Source organism: Variovorax sp. P5_A3 (genome assembly GCF_056400665.1).
The window spans coordinates 298,018-323,856 of sequence record NZ_JBFUKW010000003.1 but is presented as its reverse complement, the minus strand read 5'-3'; the positions used below and the strand labels follow the sequence as shown (position 1 = coordinate 323,856).

Genomic DNA, 25,839 nt, shown 5'->3' with positions numbered 1-25,839 from the left:
ACCTAGCGGCGCATGCGCGTCGGTGGGCAAACTCGCCCCCGCAATGCACAGCTCATGCAGCTCTAGACCGCAGCCCAGCCATTACTTCTCCCATGCGCCTCGAAAGCTCGAAAGTGCTGGCAAATTCAACCTGGTGCCCATCAAGGCACAGGCTTTCGAGCTCGGAATTTCGCTCAGAGACGGCGTCGTGATCCCAGAAAGGATGAACAATGGCCGCCCATTTTTTGGGTCCAATTTCAATCAGAGGGATGCTCCCGGATCTACGCACGCCACTCCCGTACAGCGATGCGCCCTCAGAGGCCAGCTTCCAGGCGTTGTCGCGCCAATCTTCTAAGCTGGCAGCGGAAAAATCTCCACTCAAGCCGGCGTCATAGCTGTCGTCTAGAAGCAGTCTGATTGCGTCCAGCCCAAGCCGCCAATCGAGTAGGCCGTGGTAGGCCTGATTGCCATATCGGTGAAGGCACTTGTAGCAGCCCAGCAAGCATTCCGAACGGTGGCTTTCTTCGAGCAGCTCGGCCACTCCCGCAACAGCAGGAGTGCTAATCAGCACCTTCATCACTTCGACAATGATTGGGTACCCGCTCGCGCCAAGCTGGCTCAGCCTGTTGCATAGGCCAGACCCGTTCACCAACTGATCTGCCATCTGAATCACGGGCATGAAGCGGCCGTCCGGAAGGATCTGCACCCGAGGTTCAAGGATCTCGATCTCGTCTGGATCGATATCCAACAGTTCGCGCGATGCGTAGTCGACGATTAAAAATGCGGCAGAAAGCGCAGCCGCACGGAACCCAGGCGTGAGCCGCGACATTGCTGCGCCCAGTTTCGCTGGCCGAAGGAGCTGGAGCCCCGTTGGAATGCGAGCGGCCATGAGTGCCAAGGAATCGGTCACCTTTGGCGAGGAAAGGTAAAACCCTGACTCAGCTGTTCCATCCGGCGTAAAGCGCATGTCCAAAGGACTCTCGCCCACATCCGCAGACCGTGCGTCGCGGTCGAGCCACACACCATTCGCAAAAATCGACTGGGTGCTGCCGCCAACGCGCAGAGGGATGCGCAAGCTGCCGCTGTCTGCGTTGAAGCCGCTCCATTCGTTGTTGGCAAACTCCCCGCGGTTGATCCGATGGACCCACGCCTGCGGATTCAGCTGTATGGTTGCGTTCGTCCCTGGCGTTTGCGCTGCATCGATCGCAAGAGCTTCTGCAAGCGACGATCGGCTTTGCTTCGTTGCCGATTGGTCGGCATCATCATCTGCCCGCTTCGCCACAAGCGAGGTAATAAACCCGCGCGGCACGAAGCACCGGTACTGTTTGCCTGCCCCTAACTCAGCCCTGCAACCTTTGCACGTATCGCCTGCCGCGCCAGCAGGAGCCCATGACCCGCAAACACCGCACTCCGACATAAGCCTAAGCTCGCCCAGATCTGCAGGACTTGCATCGAAGGAGCCTGGCTTCGAATGCCGTGGCAAGAGCGAGCCCGAGAAGCCCGCCGTGAAGTAGCGGCGCTTGTCCTGAATCAAAAACTTGCCCGGCGCGAACTCTTGAATCGCTACGTCGAGATCGCGGTCCATGTCGGCGAACTTGATCTTATTTTGAGCGCCGCGGAAAGGACGTGTAAGCAGTTGGCGGGTCCGCGTTGGCATTCCATACATGGGAAATCTGCCATGCTCCGCGAGCGCCTCCGCGAGGCCTTTCTCTCCCATTGCTGGATCTGCAAGCACCATGGAGATATCAGCCATCACGCTTTCGACGGTCAGTTCAGACAATATCGACTGAAGCCGCGCTTTGTCCCCCTGCGCGCATGCCGCAGAGAAAGCGTCGCGCTCTGCTACCGTCGCTGCAAGGGCTGATCGAATGGATGGCATCCAAGCAGCTTGCCGAGTGCCCAGCCATGCCACTTGAAAGAGTTCGCCGTGGTTGTCTGGCTTCCCGCGGTGCTCATCTCCCGCCCATTTGCGCCCAGCCGCGACCTCGGCACGGCGCAAATACCTAAACGCGGCTACGAGCCAGCCCTTGCGGACCAAGCGCTGGGCAATCATCTCCAAGCCAGTGGTCAAAAATGGCGGGGGCGGGAGATCTCCGGTGATCTTCTCTGCATGCCGAAAATAGTGCAGGTCGTGGCTCTTGCTCCGACAAACAGTCAGCACAAACGAGAAGGCTTGTCCGCGCCGCCCCGCGCGGCCTACCCGCTGCTGGTAGTTGAACCGCTGCGGAGGCATATTCGCCTGAAAGACGGCCCTCAGGTCGCCGATATCAACGCCTACTTCCATTGTCGTCGTGACAGATAGCACATCTACTACTCTCGCCGCTCGGTCTAAAAGTTGGTCAGCCGGCAGAGGTCCAAAGCCCGCAGGCAAGATGTCATCGTCGTCCGCGATCAAGATTCCTTTGAACCTGCGAAGCCTCGCCGCTGGGTTAACAGTCATCCCAGTCAATTCTTCGACCCGCATCCGGCGAATTCCGCGCGCAGAATGGATCCTCTTCCCTAAGAAGTTCTCAACGCGAAGCTCGCGCGCCATTCCAGAAGGAGCTTCGGGCAAAGCTTTGTAGCAGCGTGTACAAATTCCTGCACCGAAGTGCATATGCACTCGGCCGCAATTTGCGCATCGCCAGTACGAACTAAGCGGGTCGGCAACTTTGAAGTGGATCTTCGCTATTTCAATCAACCCAGCCGGATGGCCGGCAGTTTGAAGCTCCGCAAGAAAGCCGTTGATGAGATCGCGCGCTTCTCCGCCGAAGAGGATGCACCTGGCTTCAGCAAAGCGATAGAGGCGGTTTCTGGGACTTACATCGCTCGCTGAGACCCACGGCGCATCATTCCCAAAATACTGGGATGGATTGACTCGATTGGCATCGGCAAGAACACGGACCATCGCATCAAAAACAGCCAAGTCCGCGCGACTCTTCTCCGCGCGAACGGGCAAGCAGGAGAATCCCCAGCCAGCCTCCTCCAAAGCGAAGTACGTCTTGCTGAACACTGTTTCGGCTAAATGTCTCTTGAGGTCTGCAGCGATGGCTTTGCGGGCCGAATCTAGCTCAGGCTCGTACGATGAACTTTCCCGCCAGATCCATTTCCCGTCCGTCCCGCGCGCGAACAGCTGCTGCCATGCAAAGGTCACAAGCGAACCGGAGGTTCTCGACGGATCTGGGACGGGCGTGATCCCTGTTCGGTCGGTTGGATGGATTCCAGCCTCAACCAGGCGACTCAGAAGCGGCCTCAAGGGCGCTCCGGCAAGTGGCGCGTCCGGTTCAACGACAGCGCCGAGGGGAACGCTGTCGGCGCTGCCAGCCGCCTTTTTTGCACGGAGCGCCAAGCGCTCCCTGCTCAGCCCGTCAAACTCTTCTTCCTCAGCAGCACTGAGGCCTTCAGCCAGGTCCTTCGCTGTGAGTTGGGCCGACCTCGCTGCGATTCGCTGCAAGGCCTCGGCTATTGCTTCAGCAGTGTCTCGTTGCGAATCAATCTGCTGCAGTGCCTCAACTACGATCTGTCGCCGGACGTCATCGTGGTGGCCGCCTTCCAAGTCAAACGCGGCTTTCGCCGCATCCTGGCGGCTGTCGGAGAAGGTCACTAGCCGCTCTCCATCGTTCTTGCGCTGCAGTTCGGCCATGAGCGAGCTTGCAAGCAATTGCGTGGTCTTGGCAAAGCCGACTCTGAACCCTCTTATCGGCGAGAGTTTTCCGCGTCCGTACTTATATGAGGTGCCGCAAGCCGGGCATTGAAATGGCAGCGCAGTTCCGGGCGAGCTCTGCGACTCCTGGTCTCGCACTGGCTTGCCTTTGAAATCCGCGGCTGTGACTTTGTAATGCCATCCTGGAATGGATCCCTCAGGAAATCCACCGTCTGCGCTTAAGTCCTGGATGGTCGCGGTGAAGGGGTTGTAGGCGGCCTCTTGCCAGCGCCCGAATGAGTCATCGTCGATAACCTCCTCTTCTCCGGCCGGCCAGAACCTGTCTGTGGTCGGCATAAACAACGTGTAGTCTTCAGCCGTCCTTTTGTCGACCATTGCAGACTTGGCCCGCTCCGGAAGGCTTTCCGTATCGGGATCGTTCGGCAGCAGCTCGATTCGGCCACCCATCTGGGCCTCAGACCGCTTGCCGCCAAAGAAGAGCGCAGCGCAGCATTCGCAGTAGAGAAGGTCAACGCGCCGCGGCGCGATTCCTTCGTCGCTTTCCCTGCCATACCGCATTCCTGATTCCACCGTGAGGTCGGAAAACAGGCGGCGCGCCCGTTCCGCTTGCGGAAGGTCCATTGGCGCAGGAAGCGGCGCGACGAAAAGCCCTTCGATGGCGCGGAAGAATGTGTGCGCGCGAAAGCGCGGCAGGAGATCCACCTTCCCTGGTAGAGGTGTTCCGAACCAGTCCGACCAACTGTCTGCGCTGGCCCGCAGCCAGATGAGCGCTTCGACGGCCTTCGTAGCCGACGGGGCTGTGCCGAAGAGCTTCGCGCTGATTGCTTCAAGCGACGTGGCGCGCACTGCACCGCCTTCTGCTGCGCACCCGCTTTCGAGAAGCTGCGCAGCTGCGTTAATGGCCGCAAACGCCAAGAGGCCTGGATCCTCGCTGCTGGCTGGACAAGACAGGGCCAATGCAGCCTCGCGCCAAAGCGGTAAGCAGGTATCCAAGGAGCCAGGGCGTTCAGCAGATGACTTGAGCGCGGCAACCGCGCTGCACAGCCGAGACGCGTCGCCTTCGAATACTGCCTTGGCGCCTCCGCCGCTCTTTCCTCGCACCACGCACCCTGCCCAATCCTCCCTGTTTGCGCCAGCTTGAAGCCCCCCGGTGCCGAACATGCTCCACAGGTATTCGATGCTCTGCGCGCGCTGATTCCCATCGACAGGCAAAGACGCGCTGGAGGCAAGTATGCGAAGCTTGTGGCGATGCGCAGGAGAGTCGAGGCCAAGGCGGCTAAGCAAGTGCTTAAGCAGGTAGCTGACCTCCGTGCCGGCGGAACCGCGTTGCAAGTGGAGTTCGTCGAGCACCAGGAAAAAGTAAGCGTCCGGATCAGTTTCAATCCATCGCCGCGTCGCCACGAAGATGGGCTCGTCCACTTCGCGCACCAGCATGGTCGAAAGCATGCTGGTGTTGGTAATCAAGATGTCAGGGGGATGGCGCTGCATGTCCCAGCGGCTTACGACTTCGGCGCCTGGCACCCGTGGGAAGTTGAACGGCAGCGACTCATCTTTTTGGGCCACCGCCTGGGCAACGGCCGCCGAGTAGGTTGTCTCCAGCGTGCTCAGGTACTCCTGCAGTTCTGCTGCCTTCCTTGCCGATCGGTCTTGTTCCCGCTTATCGCGCAGCCGAGGATGCTCATGCCACCCCGTCACTTTGGTGGCGCTCGTATACCGTCCGAAAAAGATCCTATTTCCATGGAAGTGCTTATCCATCGACGCGTGCGCAGCATCGGAATCCAGCGCACGGCGCATTCTCACCAGCTGGTCTTCGACCAGCGCATTCATGGGATAAAGAATCATCGCCCGCATCGCCTTGGGCCTAGAAGCAGCCTCGATGGGGGCATCCCGCCTGTAGGTAGGCTTCGAGGTGCTGCCCGCTTGCCACCAAGGGCTCCACGAACTGAGCTCGGGGCTCGGCGGCCATGAAGCCGCCTCCTTCGATATCTGCGCAAATATGGGAAGCAGAAAGGATTCAGTCTTGCCGGACCCCGTTCCTGACGTCACCACTCCTGGCTTCCCAGGTTGCACGCCTCGCGCCAACATTTCAAGCTGGTGCGTATAAAGCTTGTACTTTCCCGTCGACGGGTTGTTGTCGGCACTCGGAAGAAGCCCACTCAGGCACAGGTCGACAAACGCTTCTCGCTCCTTTGCATTGAAGCCAGGGAGCCACTTTTCTCCCCCGGGACCATCGCGCAGGTCACTGATCGCCAGTCCATAGTCTTCATACTTTGGCATCGGCTCCAAAAACAAGTCGGCGCAAAGAGTCCCCTTGTCCTCCAACAACTTCCGCCGAAGCGCTTGTATCTCAGGCGGCCCGATTCGAAATGCTGTTTCCAGATACGCGATGTAGAAGTCCCGGATGGATTCGAACGTTTCTATTGGACTGTTCATCTCATGCTCCTAGTTCGATTCCAAAAATCCGCGCAATCGCCCCGGCGGCAGCGCCATCCGCAACCTCGGCAGCGTAAGGGGAAAGATCAGGCGCGAGGCGTTCCACTTCGCTACGCAGGTCTGCAGGCGCCTGCCTGCCGACTGAAAAAGCAAGCGCAGAGATCGCCCTCGCTCGATGTGCAGAAAAGCCCAAGGCCTCCGCGGCGAAGCTCGCCTGTGCCAGGACAGCGCTTTGCGTCCCGCCGCCGGTCTGAACTGGCCCAGCAAGCGCGTTCCACGCCTCGGCAGAGACTGATGCCGCATCCATCGGCAGCCCAGCAATTGAGCCAGTCTCATCTCCCCAAGGGCCGTCGGTGTGCAGTACGGGCATAAGCGCAGCAAGGGTGCCTTGGACCGGAAACACACTTTTGCCTGCCGCAAAGGTAAGCGCGAACACTGTCGGAGAGCGGAGCGACACGTGGCGAAGGTTGCCCGCGGCATCTTTCCAGCAAACATCTCTCCCGCCATCGCCGGCTCCTGGGAGCTCAGCCAGCTCAGGCAGAAGGGACTCCGGAGGAGTTCGGTTAGCCCCCCGCAGCTCAATAACAGAAGCCCGGCCGGCCTTTGATTGAATCTCCAGAAAGGCACCTAGCGTGGCGGGCCAGGCACGCGGTCCAGAGCGGATCAGCGCCGGGGCATTCATCAGGTCGCTGATGCTGAACATATCGCCGCTCACTGCGACTTCGCACACGACCCCCTCTGAAATCAGCGCGGCGAGTACAGCGATCGCATCGCGTGCGGCTTGGCCTGAAAATCCTATGACAGGCCGCACCGACGCAAGCGCTACCGCGGCCAAGATCATGGTTTCGCTAAGCCCGCTCTGCTCAGACCGGGCCGTGATGGCGGCGACAAGAGCCCGCTTAGTCGGCAGGACTTTGCCGCCCACCGATAACGCAGAGTTCAAGTCGGCGCTCATCTGGCCAGCAGAAACTTCGGGACCTGATTGAGCGTCTCGCGCTTGCGGCGACGCGGCGTTGCTCCCTAGGATTGCTTTGAGCAGCGCTGCATTGGCTAGCGTCTCGATCCCGCCTTCCACAGCTTTGTCGAAGGTATTTTTGATCCGCCGCTCCAAGTCCGCCTCTTGCTGGCGGCTGGCTTTTTTAAGCCTATCGATCTCTGCGAGCGCAGCTTCTTTCCTTGCTGCCAAGTCCGCTTCAAGCAGGCGCCGCTTGTCGGCCAAATCAGCAACCTCTTTCTTGAGGCTTGCTTGCTGCTCTTCATGCGCCTTGGCAATGCAGGCGATCTCTGCATCGATTCGACCCTTTATTTCTGGCAGCTCAAGTATTTGTTGGATCGCGCCATCCAAAAACACTTTTGCATCTGCAGCGTTGCCAAGGCTCTCGAGCGCGCGCTCGTGGGCTTGCAGATCGACTGTGGAGCTGCTGAGATTGGCAAAAGTTGCGAGTGCCTGGATCTGCGTTTTTCCAAGGGAAGGAACGTTCTCGAAATCCTTTGCTTGCTTGAACAGGCGCTTGATCAGCGTGCCCGCCGGCTCGCAATGAAACTTGCCGATTCCCGCTGGCAGGTCAGGAACGAGGAACAATCGGGCGGCGGTGAGCTCTATCGATTCGAGGCCGCGGTAGCAATCCAGCGGCATGTCGAAATTGAATTTCCCCGGGTCACTGAGGCCGCTCGGCAAGCGGAGTGCAACTCCATCCGAGAGAACGAATATGGGAACGATTGCGTGGATCGGCTTGTAGGCCTCTAAAAGCCATTGACGGACCTTGTCTGGCTCCTGCGAGGAATACGGCACACGGCTGACCGAGTACGCCCTGCCCTTGTGCTGCGAAATGACATATCGCGTGGCCTTGTCGGGGCTTTTCATCTCGGCGGTCCAGATGCCTATCTCGCCTTCAGCAAAGCTTCCGGGGATTGAATGCGGCGCTGCAGTTGCGTCCCCGCTAGAGGGGAACAGCGCTCTTGCCTGCAATGTCGAAACTTCGGTCCATTTGCCAGCTATCTCTAGCGCGACGGGGCTCACAAAAATGTGTCCCTGCGCAAGCACTTTTTTAACAATGCCAATGAATGGGATTCCGTCGGCACTTTCGACCATGCCGGGAACATAGGGCTGGGCCTTTTGAACGGTGCCTTGTGCGATCCGAGCCGGCCGCGAGTTCAGTGCGGCAATCACCAGCCCGAGCTTTTGTTCCACTGGGCTGCTACTGGCGCCCAGTGCATCCCTGCGCTCCGCCGCCATGCTTTCGTCGCCGCGCATTGACGCAAGCATTCCCGAGACCAGGGACGGCAAGGGCCGCAACGATGCCGGCAGCGGCTTTCCCTCAACGATGGCGAGGCACGAATCCGCGTCTTCGTCTGTTATCTCCACGACAGCCGGGGCATGATGATCAACGCTGTCGGAGGCCTCTTCCACGGCGCTCGCATCAACCCCTGCGAGAAACGCTTGAACGATAGGGTCGTCCTCTCCATGCGCATAGCTTCGGAGCAGGATTCGCCAAGCTGTTTTGGTGCTGTCGGCGTCACCATCGCCTGCGCTGGCAGCTTGAATGCTCTTCAATGCTCCAGAGGCATCTCCGAGATCCTCAAAAACTGCATTTTTCTTGAACCAGTCTCGGACAATCGCATCTGGCTTGGGCTGCAGCCCCGCTAAAAACCGCACTCGCCGTGGCAGGCCTACCGGCAAATTGTCAGCTTTCGCCCCTGCAGCGACCAAGCGCTTCTTGGTGTCGCTGAGGCACCGGTCCACTTCTCCAGGAGCAGTTCCTAGCGCATACATCAAGCTCAACCTGCTTTTTGCCGAATCCCCTGCGTTTCGCATCCCAGTCCCCTCTTTTTGCTTCTGTGTCGTTACTGCTTTCAGTGCGCGAGGAATGCCTAGCTCCGCTCGCGCACCCGCCTGCCTTTCAGGATGCTCAGCGCCAGTGCTCTCCGTTCGCCCGCCCTGCTCTCGTGTGGCTCTCGCGGCCCAAGTTCTCCAACCTGGACACCGTTCCAAATTCGCAGGCCACTTGCCCCTCGAAAAGCGTGGCCTCCATTGCTGGCGATTCCAACAATGCCACCGCCGAAATGCATCCACCAGCTGCTTACTGGATTTGGCAGGCTGAGCAAGGAGCCGTTCCAATCCACGTCTCCGCCTCGGGAAACGGTCCCCAGCCCCTCGGCAGACAATGCTGCACTTATAAGCATCGCCCAGCAGAAGCTGTCCGTGCGCCGGTAGCCGGCGTCCAGGCGCACATAGTAAATGTGCCGCTGGCGCCCCTCTGACCGCAGCACAGAACCTACGGGCAGGAGTTCACGAGGCACCTTCTCTGGCATCCACTGGAATGCGCCAGAATCCCACAGCGACACTACATTTCCGAACGCTGGTGCTGCTGTCTCCGCCGCATCAGTCCTGGATATCAACAAACCTGCAAGGACATCTGCCGCAGTCTCTAGCGTGGAAAGCCGTCGCAAACGCAGCATCGAGGCGATCTCACGCGCCTTTTCTTCGCTGCCGATGTCGAGCTCGACGCAGCCGATTGACAGCGGCATTGCAACATCAGCAATTCGCTGGGTGCGGTCGCCATCAGTTAACCCATTAGCCAAAGCAGACCGCTCCTGCTTCGTTAGCATCCCGCGAATTCTGGCAATGATCCGGTGTCCGCTGCGGACCCATGAGATGGTCCGCAAACCGGCCGCGACTGCCCCGTAAGGCGACAAAGGACTCTCGATCGGCTGCAGCCAGCCTCCCACAATCAAGGCGCGACGCAACCTCCAGCCGTCCAGGCCCGCCGCTTCCGCCGCCATGCGAAGGTGAGCATTGAGCTCGTCAAATTGCAACGCTCCCCTGGTCTGGAATCGCAGGGACAAGGCCTCTGCAAGCCAATCGAGTGCAGGGTGAATGGTGTCCACACCTACGCGCTCGCAAGGCGCAGCCTGAACGGCAGTTGGACTGAGTAGTTGCTGCCGTTTGCCGAAGTGGACAGGCCAGCTGGCTTCGGTTGCTAGAGAGCCATGGACAGGAAGGAAGGATGCAGCAACTGATTCGCGCACACCGGAACGTCCGTCGATCAGCCATTCCATCCGGCTTTGCGAGAACTCAAGCGGCGCGCCCGGCGCTCGATCGATAACGGGCACTTCAAGGAAATGGCTCGCGTCCGCCGCTTCTCTTTCAAGCGAGAAGCGGCACACAACCTGCCCCTCAACGCCCACGAGCTGGGATGGGGGGATATAGAAACCCTCGTCGCTCGCACTAAGTGCCCCAGCGGCCAGCAGGTCTCCGGCAGCGTTGAGGACTGTGTATGTTCCAGCAACTGCGCCTTCCAAGCGTACATACGGGTTGCTAGCTGGGGTCAAAAGGATGGCCTGCCCATATCTCGCAGCTCCAGCAATCCGAGGCACAGCTGGCACCCAGCCTTGAACGAACAATTTGCGCGCGCCTGCAGGAACCTCAAGCGAAAGCCGCTCCATGAAAGCGCTGCTAACCGCCGAGAAAGACAGCAGGCACCATGGCCCTGATGTCTCCTCCGTCCCGATCTGGGCGCATGGGACCCCTGCATGGCTCGCAAGAGACTTGATGCGCTGCGCCCCGCTTGAACGCATCAGCACACAGCATGGCCCGCCCTCGAAATAGCGGCCATCCGAACTCATGCTCCCAAGCGAATCTAGAAAGAACGGCAGACATCCTGCCTTCAGTGCCCCTCCTAACCTCGACCTTGCGAACGCTTTGTCCTTGTCCACCATCGCCTGCAACTCGGAGATCGAAGCTTTCAGCGTGGACCCCGACCATGCGGCGATGTACTGCCCACGGGCGCGCGGCAGCCGAACTCCCTGCCCTTTGCCGAATGCAAGCGCGGCTTGCTTGTCCGCAAGGATAGTGAGTGCTGGAAGCTGGGGATCCGCAACATCCACCTGTACGCATACGCGGCCAAACTGCGCGAATTCTTTTTCCTCTTCTTCGCGCGTTATGTCCCTCACCGCGCCCCAGAACGGGCTGTCATAGGCCTCCTGCAGTCGCTGTTCGGCAACGAGCGATCGGAATCCGCTAAGTTCGTCCTTGAAGGTTTGGCTAAATTTTCCGAGCCGCTCATGGGCTGCCCTGCTAACAGCCTGGAAAGGATCTCGGCTATCAACGGCGGAGTCGGCAAGCGCGGTGCGCAAATAAATCTCATCCCTGTACGAGGGAAAGGCTAAGCGCTTGGCGTGACCAATGCGCGTTTCGTGCTGGGGGTCAGGCAGGACCAGCACCGCGCAGTCGCCTGATGATGCTGCCCGCCTCTTGGTCCACGATGCGAATTGCGTCCAGAGCGCCGGAAGATCGGCGAAGTGAAAGCTCTCCAATTCGTCAATATCGAGCAGCGCCGCAAACCGCGTCCTGAACCTGCCAACTTGAAACGTATCGTCGTCTGCGCTTGCTGCAAGCAGCGATAGATAGAGCGCTGCAAAATTGGGTGGGATGCCATCGCGCTTGGTTAGAACCGCGATCCGTGGAGACAGCGTGAACTGATCCTTTATTGATTGCACATTGCTTCCGAAGGCACTGAGGAAGCCTCGCTTTGCGGCTGTGCGGTTTTGCCCCCCAGAAAGCTGCTCCAGTACGCGCCCGGTCGCGTCAATCCGGCTGAGAGTTGTGCGCGCCCGGTCAGGCCGGAGGAAAAACGCGGCGACCAGTGCTGTGTTCCATTGGGAAAGCGACGCGGGGGGCATGCGGAATCAACTGCTGCGCCGCAGCCCTGTACCGCCGCAGCTGCTGCGGCTAGATGCCGAGAAGCGCATGGACGTGCCTTTCCAGTGCTTCGATTTCGCCCGGCCCGGCGCTCCCGCGCTGCTCGGTGATAGAGCGTGCGAGGCCAGAAATTGCCGCCATGTGGGGGTCGGTGTCGCTGTAAGGGGGAATCCGCAAATATTCCGCAACGCTGGCGCCAAGGCTGAGCTGTGCCCCGTAAGCAGAGACAGCGTTTGCGACGGTCGGAGCGTTGAGGAAGCCAGTGAGATACGCTGCTTCGCCTTCCGTCTCAACTGGGATGAAGTACAGCTTGTGGTCGGGAATCACGATCTTCTCACCGGATGCACCCATGGCCGTGCTGCCTACATAGGCAGCTGCAAATGAGTTTCCCATCTCTCGCCAAAGGACCTTGAATGGAGAAAAGGTATACGGGCCTGTGCTCCAAAGCGAATAGAAGGGCTGGCCTTTTTGGAAGCGCTTCAAGCTGGAGCGTTGCTCCAGATGGGTCTTGAAGCGATTCAAGAATTTATAGGTCTGCGGAGATTTTCCTGCCAGGTCCGGGTCTCCGTGCCCTCTTTGGGGCATGATGATGCGCAGCTCCTGCTCAGGCACCGCACAAAACGGCGCGACTCCTCGGCCGCGCAAAAGGGGGAACACATGCTCCGATTCGACGGTCGCAGTGATTTCTGGAATCCCCTTGGTTTTGCCGATGTCCGCGGCGTTCCGAACTGTCACAGCATCCGGGTTGCTGGTTTCCGTCGCGTAGACCCAGAATATCCCGTTGCGATCCGTCGTCACGCCTTTGCGCGCTTGGTACTCTGGTTTCGCATCAGCTGCGAACACCTTTGCAAAGACCGCTTGATCCAATGCGGATCCGACAAGCCAAGGCCTGGTGCCGTCGCCACCTGGCACTGGCACGCCAACCCAATCGAGCGACGTCGCAGCGCCGCGGAAATGCTCGGCCGATGCAAATGTTCGCAGCTTAGCTTCACCGGCTGGTTTCCACACTGTGTAAGGAACAGGGAAAACAGTGGCGGCGTCTCTTTGGAGCAGCAAGAAGGTTGGATGGTTGCTGACTCCATCGAAGGGACGAATGTCCTGGAAGTCCTGCACCATCAGGACCTTGCAGGCCAGCCGCCCGTTGTCGATCGAAAACTTTCTGAAGCCTGCGCTTGATTCCGTAGTGAACACCGATCCAGGAAGGAAAAATCCCAGGCGTCCATCACGCGCCAAATAGTGCTTGGCGGCCTGATACGTGATCACTGTCGAGATGTCGGCCTCTATGCCGCCGACCCACTTGTCCGTGCTGAAAACGCCGAGATCCTTGCAATGCTGCTGGATAGAGACGGCGTACTCTTTGGGTAGATTGCTCCACTTCACCCAGGGAGGATTGCCGCATACATGAGAGGACGGCGGTACCGCCCCCGCTGCAAACCGGTCTGCGAGGATCGAGCACCAAATGCCGTTCCATCCTTGTTCGTGCAGTGCTGCAAGATTGCCGACTGTGGCACTAACGACAGCAATGTCCGAATCGTCGAGGCCCATCGATTGCAGCATGGGCTGGATAGAGCTGCAGATTCGCTCTGCGGTGTAGTCGGCATCGATCAGAGTGCGGATTTTGGCAAACGCACGAAAGAAATCAGCGTGGCCGATCATCCGCACTGGCACAGAGAACTCTTTCGGCCCCACCTCGGTCTGCAGTACATGGCTGTAGTTCGAGAACATGTCTACCGCCGCCGGATTGATGGCATCTGCGAGATACACCGGAAGCCGGACAGGGCGCAAGGGATCGAGATGCGGCGATAGGAAAACTGCAAGCGAACCCTTTGCGGCAAGCACGGCCAGCGGGTTCAAGTCGATGCCATGCAAGCCTGCAAGCAGCGCATGGGCATCAGCTCCGCTGTCCGCTTTCCGGCGTCTGCGGATTGCCTCGAGCAGGAAGGTGCCCGATCCGCAAGTGGGATCTGTTAGTGGGTCGGCACTGTCCCACTCCAGCAAGTTCATTCCATGCTCTGCGAGCCAGTCGGGGGTATAGAACTCGCCAAGCGCATGGCGCACTTCCCTTGGAATGAAGCGTTCGTATATTCCTTTGAACAGGTCACGCGTGGTGTCCGCGTGCTTCTTTGAAACTGTGAAGTCGACTCCACCAAGCCGCGCCAGGAGTGCGCCCAAGTGGGAGCGGTACTTGGGCCAGTCGGGGTCGTCCAGGTACCAAGAGAAGAAGTCCCCGCTAAGCATGTTCAGAATTCCGGCGTGCTCAAACAGCTCGCCGGTTTCGACTGCTTTGAGGCGATCTTCGACAGGAACGCCACGCTCCAATATGTTCTGGCTAGCGCGCGGCAGCGCACAAGCAGCAACGACCTTTGCGATGATCGCTATGTAAGTATTGAGCGCAAAAAGGTACGCGGCAGGGTTGTCTTGGTAGGGCTGATCATGCGAAATTTCCTGCCTGGCGAGGAGCTTCTTCATCTGCTCAGGCTGGAAGCCCACCACCTGGCTGAATAGCCGCCGCCATTCGGCAAACAGCATTTTGGTTTTGGACGTTGCGCCGGATGCGTCTGCCCTGCATATGCTCGAATAGAGCTCAGGGATCAGAGCCGTTCCATAGGCAGAATCCGGACCGACCAACGCTTGGAGCAGCTGCGGATGGACAAGCGGCCTGCCGTCCGACTCTAGCGAGGCCATGAGCCGGCCTGCTGACAGCTGGTCAAACGCGGACAGCGGCTCCCACTGAGGGACCGCGCCATCATACTTTCCGAAGGTTATATGCGATCCGTCCCACGCTACGAGCACATATTCCTGTAGCGGCCGACCCTCTTCCGCGGCGATCAGCTCCGCGTACTCTTCGGCTTGCCGCCGGGCGTGCAAAGCTTTGCTGCCCGCGCGCCCGCCGAATGACTTTGGCGGCTCGTACTCGATGATCACCGCCCCATGGGCTACGTCCGCGAATTTTGTCGGCTTGCCAGCAGCCTTGAGCGCGCGCTCAAGTTGGAAAGGCGTCCACTCAATGGATCGCGCCAGGCATTCCTGCTCCAGCGCCTTTTCCAGTTCGTGGCGCAACTGCGCCTCGTTTTTGGACGCCTCGGTCGCGGAAATCGCCGCACTGACCAAACGAAGTTCCTTGTCGCTAGCCACGGAGCTCCAAGGCGTGCGCCATATCAGGCATCTTTTTTGATTGTTTTGGCGTACTGACCGCCGGTGCATCCACCAGTCCCGCGCCTGTGAACAAGTGGGTGAAAATTGCCTTCGCCAACTTAGGCGGAACCGCGTTCCCTATCTGGGTAAATTTCGATGCGACGTCGCCCACTGGCACGAATTTCGCGCTGAAGGTTTGTATCCGCGCGCATTCCCGCCAAGACAGCCTCCTTGCCTCTTCGAGCTTTTGACGCTCAGGATCGGCCTCCAGGTGCTCATACTGGTCGGAGAAGTCCCAGCGCTGCTTCCAACCATCCGCCAAGTTTGACCAGGTCAGCGTCATTACGGGACTGGCAGGATGGAGCGTGATATGGCGCCAATTCGCGACGACAGTAAATGCCGGGTCATTCCACTTTGCCTTCCGGTTCCTCGACATGTAGTACCAAGAGAAATGGCCGTCAGGGTCATGGGGTCGCTCGTAAAACTCCCCTTCTGGCCAGAGCGGCAAGCCCTTGATAGCCTCGCCGTGAGATGCGTACGGCTTGAGTGGACCGGAAGCTTTGGTGCCTTTGCCGTGGGTAGCCGCTGGAAATTCAAAGCTTTGGTTCAAGTCCTTGCGCACACCTACGATGAACAAGCGCTTCCGCGATTGCGGCACGCCGTAGTCTTTTGCATTGAGGACCTGATAGCTGACGGCGTAGCCGGCTTTGCCGTACGCGTCCAGCTGTTCATTCAAAAATGTTCCGCTGCTGAGCTGCTTGAGGCCGGAAACGTTTTCGGCGACGAAGTACTTCGGACGGACAATGTTGACGACGCGAAGGAATTGCTTGTAAAGGTTGGTGCGTTCGTCTTTTTCCGGATCTCGGTTTCCAGCCATCGAAAATGATTGGCACGGATACCCGCCCACCACGACGTCTGCGTCTGGGAACGCCAGGATGCCGGCGATATCTTCATTCCGGATATCAGCATCCGAAAAATACTTCGTCAGCGTTTTGCAGGCATCTGGCAGCACATCATTCGCAAAAATGACATGTCCGCCGGCCTCTTCGACTCCGAAATCCATGCCGCCGCACCCCGAGAACAGGGAAAGCACACGGATCTTCTCATCGTTCTTTTCAAATATCTTTCTCACTGCTGTTGCTTCTCTGTTAGGCGTCTTTGGCATTAGCGCCCTGGGGGAGAAGCGGCCACTTGGATTTCAGATAGCTGTCGATCGCATCGCGGACCACCCACGCCAATGAAACCTTGTTCTCCTCAGCAATTTTTTCCAGAAATTGGTACTGCTGCTCTGGAAAGCTGATGGAAGCGCGCACCGTGCGCTCCGGCCCGTCTGTTTCCTGGCGCTTTGATTGAGCCCGCATAGCCTTACCCCCGCAGATGTTGAGCCTTTTCACCATATTACACCAATGTGGTGAACGTTCACGGCCGGCGCGGGCCATCCGCGGGTGGCCGCTGGCCCAACACCGGCTAGGTCCGCATAAATTCTTTGATGCGTTGCTCGGTCCGTTTCAGGTCGCGGATCTCACATTCCCATAGCTCCAAAACCTTCCAACCGAGTTGGGCAAGCGCGCTTGCATTCCGGGCGTCCCGTGCACGGTTTCCAGCGATCTTGGGAGACCAGTAGCCCTGGTTCGACTTCGGGACAGGGCCAAGCTTGCAGCCGTGCCCGTGCCAGAAGCATCCATGAACCAGAACTACCTTTCGGTGCCTAGGAAGGACCACGTCAGGCTTGCCGGGAAGGTCTTTTCGGTGGAGACGGAATCGATAGCCCATGCGGTGCAGCATCGACCTCACCACAAGCTCCGGGGTGGTGTCACGGCTTCGAATACGGCTCATGAGCCGCGAGCGCTGATCGGGCGTTAGCGTGTCAATGGCGACCTCCTCAGACGGATCATCGGACTGATGATTATCCGGACAGCCTGCCTTGGCGCGCTCGCTCAGACGTTCGATGCGTCCATCAATTCGATGCAGACCCGCTGCAAGCTGCCGCTGTCAAAACAGCGCGCGTACTTGTGCGTCACCCGGCATCGCCGGGTCGCGCTGTCGTGCTGCGCATCGAGCCGCTGGCGGCGTCTCGCCCCTTCGGCATCCATCGCTGACGCCTTCGCGCGTGTCCGCGCTGCGCGCTTCGCTTGCCAATCCGGCAACGGGGGGTGTGGCGGTGGGCTGGCTTGCTGTTCCCTTCACCGTATCACGCCGTTCTCGTCGTCAAGCTCTGCGCGCCCTGCCCTGCGGTTGTGCGCTTGCGTCCTGGCGGCCGTCTTCGAACCCTGACCACTGCGCTGCGCCGTGCTGGTGCCGGTCTCGGGCAATCCCGCCCGATTCACGGAGCCGACGATGGCGCACGATCTCTTCTCTTTCGATTCTTCCGTTCTTCTGGTTCGCGATGTCGCGGGCGACTACCGGCCGGCCGATGCCGGCGAGGTGCTGCAGGCCGCGCAGCGGCTGTTGGGACAGCAGTTGCAGGGGCGCGAGGTGCTGTCGTCGCCGCAGGTGGTGCGCGACTTCCTGCGGGTCAAGCTTGGGGCGTTGGAGCACGAGGTGTTTGCCGTGTTGATGCTCGATGCGCAGAACCGGCTGATCGAATACGTCGAACTGTTCCGCGGCACGGTGAGCCAGGCGTCGGTCTATCCGCGGGAGGTTGTCAAGGAATCGCTGGCGCGCAATGCGGCGGCGCTGGTCCTGGTGCACAACCATCCGTCAGGGGTTGCTGAGCCGTCGCGAGCCGATGAGCACCTGACGCAAACGCTGAAAGCGGCGCTGGCGCTGGTGGACGTGCGCGTGCTGGACCACCTGATCGTCGCGGGCCGCGACGTGCTGAGCTTTGCGGAGCGCGGGTTGCTGTGACACAAAGGGCCAGCAGGCCCTTTGATTCTTTCTTTGTCGTGCGCGCTGCGCGCGTCGTCGGTGGTTCTCCAGGGGACTGGCTGAAGCCAATCCCCGCCGCGCAGGCTTGGCGCCCCTCGACACCGCCGACCAGGCGACGCCTGATCGGCCAGCGCATGTTGCCGATGCGCGCTGCGCGCTTGTTCACCTCCAGTCAGGCGTGCCCACGGCACGCGGAGGCGCTCGCCGCGCGGCCGTGGGTTCGTCGCTCCCCTGGCCGTTGGCCGGGTATCCGTCTTTCCCCTCCTTCATCGCTGATCCCGCGACCGTAGCCGCCGGCGCCAGGCCGTCAAGGCGCGCAGGGCCGTGTCCTCGCCTGCGGCTGCGGGCCGCCCCAACCCCCTGCGCTTGCTTCCTTGACGGCCCGTCCCCGCCGGCCCGGTTTTTCGCGGGCGATGAACTCAGGAAAGACGGCGGCAACGGCGACCAGCCCAGGTCACTGCGCCGAACCCACCGAAGCCAACACCGGGCTCCGAATCTTGGAATCCGGCTGGTGTGGGAACCCACAGGAGAGCCGCGCATGCAGACACCGACACCTTGAACCCCCTCCCTCTTTTTCTTCCTTCACTTTCAACGTCCCAGTATGGGACAGGAGATTTCAATATGAACACCGCTACCCTTCACGAAACCACCGCCATCGCCGCTGCTGTCGCAGCCGTCACGGCTGCGCAGGAACTGCTGCTGATTCCGCTGTCCAAGCTGCGGCCTTCCAGCCGCAACGTGCGCAAGAGCGGCGGCACGTCAATACCCGAACTCGCTGCCAGCATCGCCCGCGTCGGCTTGCTGCAAAACCTCAACGTGGTGCTGGCCGTCGATGGCGAGTACTACGAGGTCGTAGCGGGTCGCCGTCGCCTCGCCGCGCTCAAGCTGCTGGTCAAGCGGCGCAAGCTCGCCAAGGACTTCGAGGTGCCCTGCCTGTTGGGGTCCGATGCGGCGGCGCGCACCGTGAGCCTGACCGAGAACGTGCAGCGCGAAGCCATGCACCCCGCCGACCAGTTCGAGGCCTTCGCTGATCTGGTGGCCGAGGGACGCCCCATCGAGGACATTGCCGCCGACTTCGGCGTGACGCCCTTGGTGGTGCAGCGGCGCTTGAAGCTCGCCAACGTCTCGCCGCGCCTGTTGGCTGACTACCGGGCTGACGCCGTCACGCTGGAGCAATTGATGGCCCTTGCTATCACCGACGACCATGCGGCGCAGGAGGCGGCGTTCTATGAATCGCCGCAGTGGCAGCGCAGCCCGGAGGCGCTGCGCGACCACCTCACGCATGAAGAGATCGACGCGGGCCGCGATGCGCTCGCGAAGTTCGTGGGCGTCCAGGCCTACGATCAGGCTGGCGGGGCTGTGCGGCGCGACCTGTTCGCGGACGAGCAGAACGGCATCTTCCTCACGGATGCAGCGCTGCTGGAGTCGCTGACGAAGGAAAGGCTCATGCCGGTGGCTGAGCAGGTGCAGGCCGAGGGCTGGGGTTGGGTGGACGTGGCGCCGCGTGCCACCTACGCGGACCTGCACCAGTTCCAGCGGATGCGCAGCAAGCGGCGCGAGCCGAGCAAGGCCGAAGCCAAGCGCATCGCCAAGCTCGAAGCGCAGCAACGCAAGCTGCAAGACCGCCTGGACGACGAGAACGAGGACATAACGGACGAGCAGGCGCAGGCCATGCAGGACGAGATGGACAGCCTGGGCAATGAGCTGGAAGCCTTCGAGCGCACGCTGGTGGTCTATCCGCCGCGCGGGATGGCGACGGCGGGGGCCGTGGTGTCACTCGACCACAAGGGCGGCGTGATCGTGCATCGCGGCCTGCTGCGCGAGGAACAGGCCAAGGCGTTGCGGGAGCAGGACCGCGACGGGCACAGTGCGGATGACGAAGCCGAAGACGGCAGCGGGCGGCAGGAGGCCAAGCTCACCATTTCGGAGAAGCTGGTCAAGCGCCTGAGTGCCCATCGCACCGCCGCCCTGCAGGCCGAGGTCGCCCGGCATCCGCATGTGGCGCTGGTGGCCGTGGTGCACCGGCTTGCGTTGCGCGTCATCCATGACGCGCACTACGGTTCGCCCATCAACATCACCACCAATCCGCAGGACCGGCTGGAGCAGTACGCACCGGACGTAGCCGAGGCACCGGCTGCGGTGGGCATGCGACAGGTGCGGGAGGCTTGGGGCAAGCGCCTGCCCAGCGACCCGGATGCGCTGTTCGCCGAGTTGCTGGCAATGCCACAGCAGGAGCTGCTGTCGCTGCTGGCAGTGTGCGTGGGTTTCACGGTGACCGCCATCGCTTCGCGTGAGGACGAAGCCCCGGCTGCTGCGCTGGCGCAAGCAGTCGGGCTGGACATGCACGCGTGGTGGACGCCGACCGCAGCAGGCTACTTCGACCACGTCTCCAAGGCCAAGGCACTTGAAGGAGTGCGGGCCTTCGCGCCCGGTGAGGTGAACCGGCTCGGCAAACTCAAGAAGGCACAGATCGCCAGCGAAGCCGAGCGGCTGGCAGCGGGTACAGGCTGGCTGCCTGCGATGTTCCGCGCCCCGGAGGTAACGCCGGCTGACGTTGCAAGCGCTGAACCGATTGCTGAGGGGCAGGCCGATGCCGAAAACCACGAGGACGCGCACGCAACGGCGTGATCCTTATGACTCCCCGGCCGCGAGGCCGGGGATCAAGAAATCGGCGCGACGCGCGCGGCAGGTCTGCCGCGCGCGTTTTGACTTCCGGAACGCGCAAGCCCAACGCTCCCTGCGTGCCGCCTTACGCCAGCGCTCGCTGCGGTGGGTTGGGGATGCCTGCTGGTCACGGGAGCATCGAACAGCACCGATCGCCTGCAATCCAGCGCGCTGATCGAGCCTTCGACAACCCCATCCGGATACCCCATGAACCACCAAGGCGTCAGCGAGATATTCTTTGAAGAGTCCTACACCGTGCCGGCAGACCAGACGGCGAAGTCGCTTTTCGCGCGGCTTCCTCACGGAAACGGGTATGCGGAGCGGCTGATCGAATGTCTTGCCACGGGGTACTTGGTGGCAGTGGTCGAATCCATTTGCATTCGTGAAATGCAGCAGCACGTTGATGTTGCCGCTGAAGTGGTGGTCGGTCGTTCGATCCGTATCGACCATCGAGGTCCGATCCCGCCAGGGTCGCCCCTGCGTCTGCGCGGCTGGCTCGAGCGGCTGGGGGACCGAAGCGCGACATTCCGCGTGCAGGCTCACGATGCTCATGAAATCGTCTGCGAAGCGACTGTCACGCTGGTGGCCGCACAGCGGGCACCAATGGAGTCGCGCATCGCTACGAAGGTCCTGGCGCTCCAAGACCCCTGAAAGCTAGCTCAGCGCGCCCCGCGGTAGCGGAGTCCGGGATACGAGTCCACGTGCTGCACTCGAATGTCATGCGATCCTTTCTGAATCAAGCGGGCTAACAGTCCGCCATGACGACGGTGGCTCAGCGAGAGCGTTCCGATGCGCGTCTCCTTCCAAGCCGCAAATTCCGATGCTCTGGCCAACGCCGATACGGTGGGATCGCTCTTCCCTGTTTCGTTGTCGACCGACATGACCCGGGCTGCGTTGGGGGTCGTGCCGAAACGCTGACGCAGCGGTGACGGTACCGGGGCCATGCGTCCTTCCGCGACAGGATCACACCCACAGTGGCCTTGTATTTGTCGTGAATCCTGGCGAGGGCACGGCGGCGCTGCACTTCGCTTGGCGCCGCCTCGGGCTTCTTCGCCGCAACCGACCCGGCCCGACAAATTTCCCCGACCTGCGGTCTTCCTCGCGAGGCAAATTTCTCCGGCCTCCCGGTCCTGCGCTGCGCTGCGGCCCCGCCGCTTCGCTATGGGATGCGGCGCGCCCGGACCCTCACCCATCGGATCACGCCAAGGCCGCGATGGGCGCGACCTGGTCAACTTCAAAAGGACTGCATCATGGCCAATATCGGCACCTTCACCGCACAGAACGACAGCTACACCGGCACGGTTCGCACCCTGACGCTCAACGTCAAGGTCAAGATCGTGCCCAACGACAAGGAGAGCGAGAACGCTCCCGACTACCGCATCGTCGCCGGCAACTTCGAGATCGGCGCGGCGTGGAAGAAAGTCAGCCGGGCCGAACGGCCCTACCTCTCGGTGACCCTCGATGACCCTTCGTTCCCGGCAACGATCTACGCCCGCCTGGTCGAAGGCGAGGACGGCGCGCATAACCTTATCTGGTCGCGCAGCAAGGGCGACTGAGCGTCGCCCCCGGGGCCCCCCCCCCCCCCGGGGGGGCCCGCTGCTCCCCTGCAAGGCCTTCTACTTCAACAGGTCGGGCAGGCAGTCGGCGAACGCAGGCTGGATCTTGCTCATGGGCTTGGCGACCGCTTCATCCCATGTCAGGACCGCCAGGGTCATGGCGGTCATCGTGAGCAGCCCATTGGAATTGCGCAGGATCTGAAGGGCCAGGTGGACCGGAAAGCCCTCGGACTGGCGGCGCAGCGGGTGGATACCGCCGTGCACGAACGAGTTCAGGGAATGCCAGGACACGTCCTTGAAATGCGCCAGCATCTGATGCGCGGCCGCGGGCACGTTCGGTCCGACACGTTTTCCGATTTGCTCGATCATCTCGCTGGCCGAGGGGAGATTCTTCGCGGCCTGCTCGCTCTGCAGGGTCAGCGGTGCATTGAGCTTCTCGATCGCCAGATCGCTGGCGGCATATTGCAGCCACATGGCGCGGGTCAAGGCCTCGAACTGCAGCCGCATCAGGCCGACCGCCGACGTGGCCAATCCCATTGCCATCAAGGCCCGCAGACTGAGACCGTGCTCGAGCGCGACGGAGCACATGCCGAAGGCAGCCTCACCACGAGGCGAGGGATCGAACTCGGCGCCGTCGAGCAGGTGCAGCAGGGCTTCGTGCAGCTCGTCGGAACGACGGAGCATCACTTCCAGGGGATCGTCCGAGGGTTCTTGTTGGAGAGCTTCCATGCAGGCATCGTATTCGCTTCAGTGCGGGCTCTGTGCGTCCCCGGCGCGCCGGGCCGCGCTCTCGTGCTGCGCATCGAGCCGCTTGAAGGCGTCTCGCCCCTTCGGCTTTGATCGCTGACGCCTTCGCCTGCCGGCGCTGCGCGCTTCGCTTGCCCCGTGGCTATCCCCTCCAAGCTATCGGTACAGTCCGAAACCTGATTGTCTGAATTGCGGATTCCCCCATATCCGTGCAGTCGCGTCTGCGCTTGGTCGCCAATCCGCTTATTCGACTTTGAAGCTCTACGGCTTCACGGGCAAGCGCGAAGACGGCTTTCCACTCCTCAGGCTTTGCTGAATGCCGTATTGCCGGCTCCACGAATTTGCGGATAGGCTAGCGCCGCCAAGCCGACCCCGGCATCTACTAACGCACTTGAGAGAGGCTCAAGCCCCCCGTTGGACTCGAACCGCTTGCGCGCGCAAAGCTCGGTGGGATGCGGAGATACCATTGGCCATGAAAAATCCCCGACGCGTCTTGGACGAGCTCTCGCTTGTTGAGCTTGGCGTCTACGTTTATGGACTGTCCGACCCTCAGTCGAATCGCGTGCTGTATGTCGGCAAAGGTGGGGGCAAGTTCGAGGATGGCTCTGGCAATCTTCGAGTGTTCAGTCACTTCCGGGAGGCGGAGCGTGAACTAGAGCAGGCCGAGAACGACGCTTCCTTCCGTCCAAGCGCAAAGTGTCTTGCAATTCAGGCCGTGTGGTCACGGGGTGAAGATGTTCGGGTTTCGTTCTATCGTCGCCGCCTGCGAGACGAGCTTGAGGCCTACCACGTCGAGGCCGCTGTAATCGCTGCTTTGACAGACTCACCGCAGGGCGCGACAGCCAATGCGAATCTCGGGATGCATTTGGACAGCCATGGAGCAATGTCGCTGGCAGAAGCCGTCGACTGCGGCGCGCCCCCGGTCGACCCGCCCGTTGCGTGTCGCGCGCTACTGTTCAATATTGCTAACTCGCTGGCAAAACGCCAAGCGCGTACCCCTGCAGACGTCTATGAGTGCACTAGGTATGCTTGGGCGCGACTGGCGAAGCCCGCGGCGGACATCATCGCCATTGGCTATTCTGGGAATATAAGCCGCGGTGGCTTCACAGCTCCGCAATGGCGCAAAGAAGACGACGGCCGCTTGAGCTTCACCGCCGGCACCACAAGCTGGCTTGATCAAGAACATCATCTGATCGGTCACAGTTTCACCGCGGTTCTTCATCTGGCGCCTTGGCGCCAGCGAAACGGGGCGATCGGCGTTGAATTCGACGGCGCCGGACAATTCAGGATCTTTCGGGGCGCTTCAGCGACAGTGGCGCAGCGGTGGTTTCCGTGCGTGTGATTGAGCCTACTGGTTCATAGCCGCCAATCATGAATGCGGTGTTTCAAAAATGTCGCACGTGGATGCGGAAGTAAAACAGCCGGTGAAGTCGGCTCAAAAAAAAGGTGAAGGAAGAGGATGAAGAAGCGCAATCGAAATGCCATGACTGAACGCGAGGGGCTGCTGGCTGTGGAAAGTGCCTGCAACCGGTTGAACCTAATCTGGCGCGATCTGCTTCAGGAGGATGTGGGCATTGACGGCACGATTGAGATCGTCGTCGATGAGTTTCCCACCGGCAAGCTTGTAGGGGCTCAGGTGAAGTCGGGAACCAGCTACATCAGATCGGAGACTGCCGAAACGTTCCGCTTCTACCCTGACAAGGACGACCTTGAATATTGGGGGAGCGTCTCGATTCCAATGTTTCTCTTCGTGCACGATCCTCGGCATGGCGTCGTTTATTGGACCGACCTGAGCAAACATGTCCAGGAGCGCGCGGATGATCCATTTGGCGCAGCGTTTATCAGTTGTCAAAAGTCCAATCTAGTGGACGACAACTTCTCTGCGTACCTGAGAACCCAGTTTGACTTGCTCCTGTACACGCCAGAGCAGTACGCAGCCGTTTGTGCGGAGTTGCAAGAGGTGACACATGCGTTCGGTGCGGCGGAATCGACGGTCACGATCACAGCGCTGGATCTCTTCATCGAAGGTCTTTGGGGGCTCTGCAGCAAGCTGCAGTTTCACTCGAGCCTCATGTCCGAGCTGATTCGCCGTAGCGCGAGCGACAAGCCTCACGTGCTTCTGTTTACGTATTCCTTCGACCGCGCCAACGTCTATCCGTTCCTGACGCGATACTTTCATCTCCTGTCCAAGCATCACTTGGCGGCAATAGATAGTGCTGACATCAATCAATCGCTTTATGCCAAGCTTGAGTATCCGACGTTCATCGCATCATTGACGACCAATGGCCGGCGGTTCACGGAGTATCTGAGGCAGACTGGCACGCCGCGCGTTCATGACAATCAGCATTTCACGCTCGCGTTGCTGCCGCTCGTACAGATCGAGGTCTACACCTCGTTCCGAGTTGAAGATGAGGCGGCGATTTTCGGAACGTTCACGGATGTTCTGGGTATCAGCTTCAATGCCCATTTGGATTACTACCGCGTGGAACATTGGCGCAAAGGCCCCGAGGAGGTGGCGCGCAAGGCATGGGTGCAGAACATCTTTCTGTCAGAGTTGAAGGAGTACACCGCGCGCCATCTCGGCACAATTCCGAAGGACCATTTGAACTTTCGCTATCGGGACGTGCCGCTTTCGCCGTTCATTTGCTGGCTGGAGGACTGGAACGACAACCGGCAGCCACTCCCCGGCAGCTTGCTGCAGGGAAAATCAAACGCTCAGACGGCAGGTTTCTACGACGAGATGCTTGCGATCATGGGGCCTGTTGGTGCGATGACCGTCAGTGAGCCCAAGTTGCCGCCTTTTCCGTCTCCGATGCTCAGTAACGGGGAGAGGCTGTACTAACAAGGGCATGCAGGAATCTGCTCTCGCTCAGGCGGCGACACGTCGCTCCAGTTCGTGTGCCTTTGGCCCACCGAGACTTCCGGCTAGTGGTGCGTAGTGGCGGCGAACCACCTTGGGCCGCCTGCCTCGCCGCTTCCACCTCTGCATCTTGCGCCCTGGTGCTTGAAGATGCGGCGCATATCAACTGCCAGCTGAAGTGCGTTGCTGGTGGACGCGGCTGGCTTGCTGTTCCCTACACCGTATCACGCCGTTCTCGCCGTCAAGGTCTGCG

15 protein-coding genes are annotated in these 25,839 nt (G+C 60.5%); 6 read left to right on the top strand and 9 right to left on the bottom strand.

Translation table 11 applies throughout. The features are described 5' to 3' along the window. Positions 1-52: 52 nt before the first annotated feature. The 8 genes from AC1D3B_RS06895 to AC1D3B_RS06860 all read right to left on the bottom strand — a co-directional run bounded on the left by AC1D3B_RS06895 (position 53) and on the right by AC1D3B_RS06860 (position 16,984). On the bottom strand, positions 53-6,055 hold the full coding sequence (locus tag AC1D3B_RS06895; protein ID WP_478189910.1) for a DEAD/DEAH box helicase: 6,003 nt from the start codon (positions 6,053-6,055) through the stop codon (positions 53-55). A 1-nt stretch (position 6,056) separates the two neighbouring features. After that, complete coding sequence (locus AC1D3B_RS06890; RefSeq protein ID WP_478189909.1) at positions 6,057-8,798, bottom strand: hypothetical protein; 2,742 nt, start codon at positions 8,796-8,798, stop codon at positions 6,057-6,059. 128 nt (positions 8,799-8,926) lie between these two features. After that, positions 8,927-11,737: a hypothetical protein gene (locus AC1D3B_RS06885; RefSeq protein WP_478189908.1), complete on the bottom strand. Its 2,811-nt coding sequence runs from the start codon at positions 11,735-11,737 to the stop codon at positions 8,927-8,929. 49 nt (positions 11,738-11,786) lie between these two features. Then, positions 11,787-14,891, bottom strand: coding sequence for an N-6 DNA methylase (locus AC1D3B_RS06880; RefSeq protein ID WP_478189907.1), 3,105 nt, complete (start codon positions 14,889-14,891; stop codon positions 11,787-11,789). Further along, positions 14,884-16,023 carry a DNA cytosine methyltransferase gene (locus tag AC1D3B_RS06875; protein WP_478189906.1) on the bottom strand — a complete coding sequence of 380 codons (1,140 nt, stop codon included), beginning with the start codon at positions 16,021-16,023 and terminating at the stop codon, positions 14,884-14,886. Before AC1D3B_RS06875 ends, AC1D3B_RS06880 begins: the two co-directional genes overlap by 8 nt. Before the next feature lie 16 nt (positions 16,024-16,039). Further along, positions 16,040-16,204 carry a ribbon-helix-helix domain-containing protein gene (locus AC1D3B_RS06870; protein WP_478189905.1) on the bottom strand — a complete coding sequence of 55 codons (165 nt, stop codon included), beginning with the start codon at positions 16,202-16,204 and terminating at the stop codon, positions 16,040-16,042. A 154-nt stretch (positions 16,205-16,358) separates the two neighbouring features. Further along, the gene (locus AC1D3B_RS06865) at positions 16,359-16,763 is read right to left on the bottom strand and encodes a very short patch repair endonuclease (RefSeq protein ID WP_478190012.1); all 405 of its coding nucleotides are present in this window, start codon (positions 16,761-16,763) and stop codon (positions 16,359-16,361) included. A 65-nt stretch (positions 16,764-16,828) separates the two neighbouring features. Continuing rightward, positions 16,829-16,984, bottom strand: a complete 156-nt coding sequence (locus AC1D3B_RS06860; RefSeq protein ID WP_478189904.1) for a hypothetical protein — start codon at positions 16,982-16,984, stop codon at positions 16,829-16,831. Positions 16,985-17,228: 244 nt separating this feature from the next. On the opposite strand from AC1D3B_RS06860, the gene radC reads away from it, so the two are divergent. From radC to AC1D3B_RS06840, 4 genes are all read left to right on the top strand, one after another. Next, entirely contained in the window at positions 17,229-17,738 is a 510-nt protein-coding gene (gene radC, locus AC1D3B_RS06855) for a RadC family protein (protein WP_478189903.1), read from the top strand. A gap of 642 nt (positions 17,739-18,380) precedes the next feature. Beyond that, on the top strand, positions 18,381-20,387 hold the full coding sequence (locus AC1D3B_RS06850) for a ParB/RepB/Spo0J family partition protein (RefSeq protein WP_478189902.1): 2,007 nt from the start codon (positions 18,381-18,383) through the stop codon (positions 20,385-20,387). Between the two features lie 243 nt (positions 20,388-20,630). Further along, positions 20,631-21,074, top strand: a complete 444-nt coding sequence (locus AC1D3B_RS06845) for a thioesterase family protein (RefSeq protein WP_478189901.1) — start codon at positions 20,631-20,633, stop codon at positions 21,072-21,074. 599 nt (positions 21,075-21,673) lie between these two features. Continuing rightward, positions 21,674-21,979, top strand: a complete 306-nt coding sequence (locus tag AC1D3B_RS06840) for a DUF736 domain-containing protein (RefSeq protein WP_478189900.1) — start codon at positions 21,674-21,676, stop codon at positions 21,977-21,979. A 60-nt stretch (positions 21,980-22,039) separates the two neighbouring features. On the opposite strand, the gene AC1D3B_RS06835 is transcribed toward AC1D3B_RS06840, so the two are convergent. Then, positions 22,040-22,708: a DUF6988 family protein gene (locus AC1D3B_RS06835; protein ID WP_478189899.1), complete on the bottom strand. Its 669-nt coding sequence runs from the start codon at positions 22,706-22,708 to the stop codon at positions 22,040-22,042. 490 nt (positions 22,709-23,198) lie between these two features. On the opposite strand from AC1D3B_RS06835, the gene AC1D3B_RS06830 reads away from it, so the two are divergent. Together AC1D3B_RS06830 and AC1D3B_RS06825 are read left to right on the top strand one after the other, a co-directional pair. Next, the gene (locus AC1D3B_RS06830) at positions 23,199-24,068 is read left to right on the top strand and encodes a hypothetical protein (protein WP_478189898.1); all 870 of its coding nucleotides are present in this window, start codon (positions 23,199-23,201) and stop codon (positions 24,066-24,068) included. Between the two features lie 117 nt (positions 24,069-24,185). After that, a complete protein-coding gene (locus AC1D3B_RS06825) occupies positions 24,186-25,568 on the top strand; it encodes a DUF4365 domain-containing protein (protein ID WP_478189897.1) in 1,383 nt (460 codons plus the stop codon). Positions 25,569-25,839 lie beyond the last annotated feature (271 nt).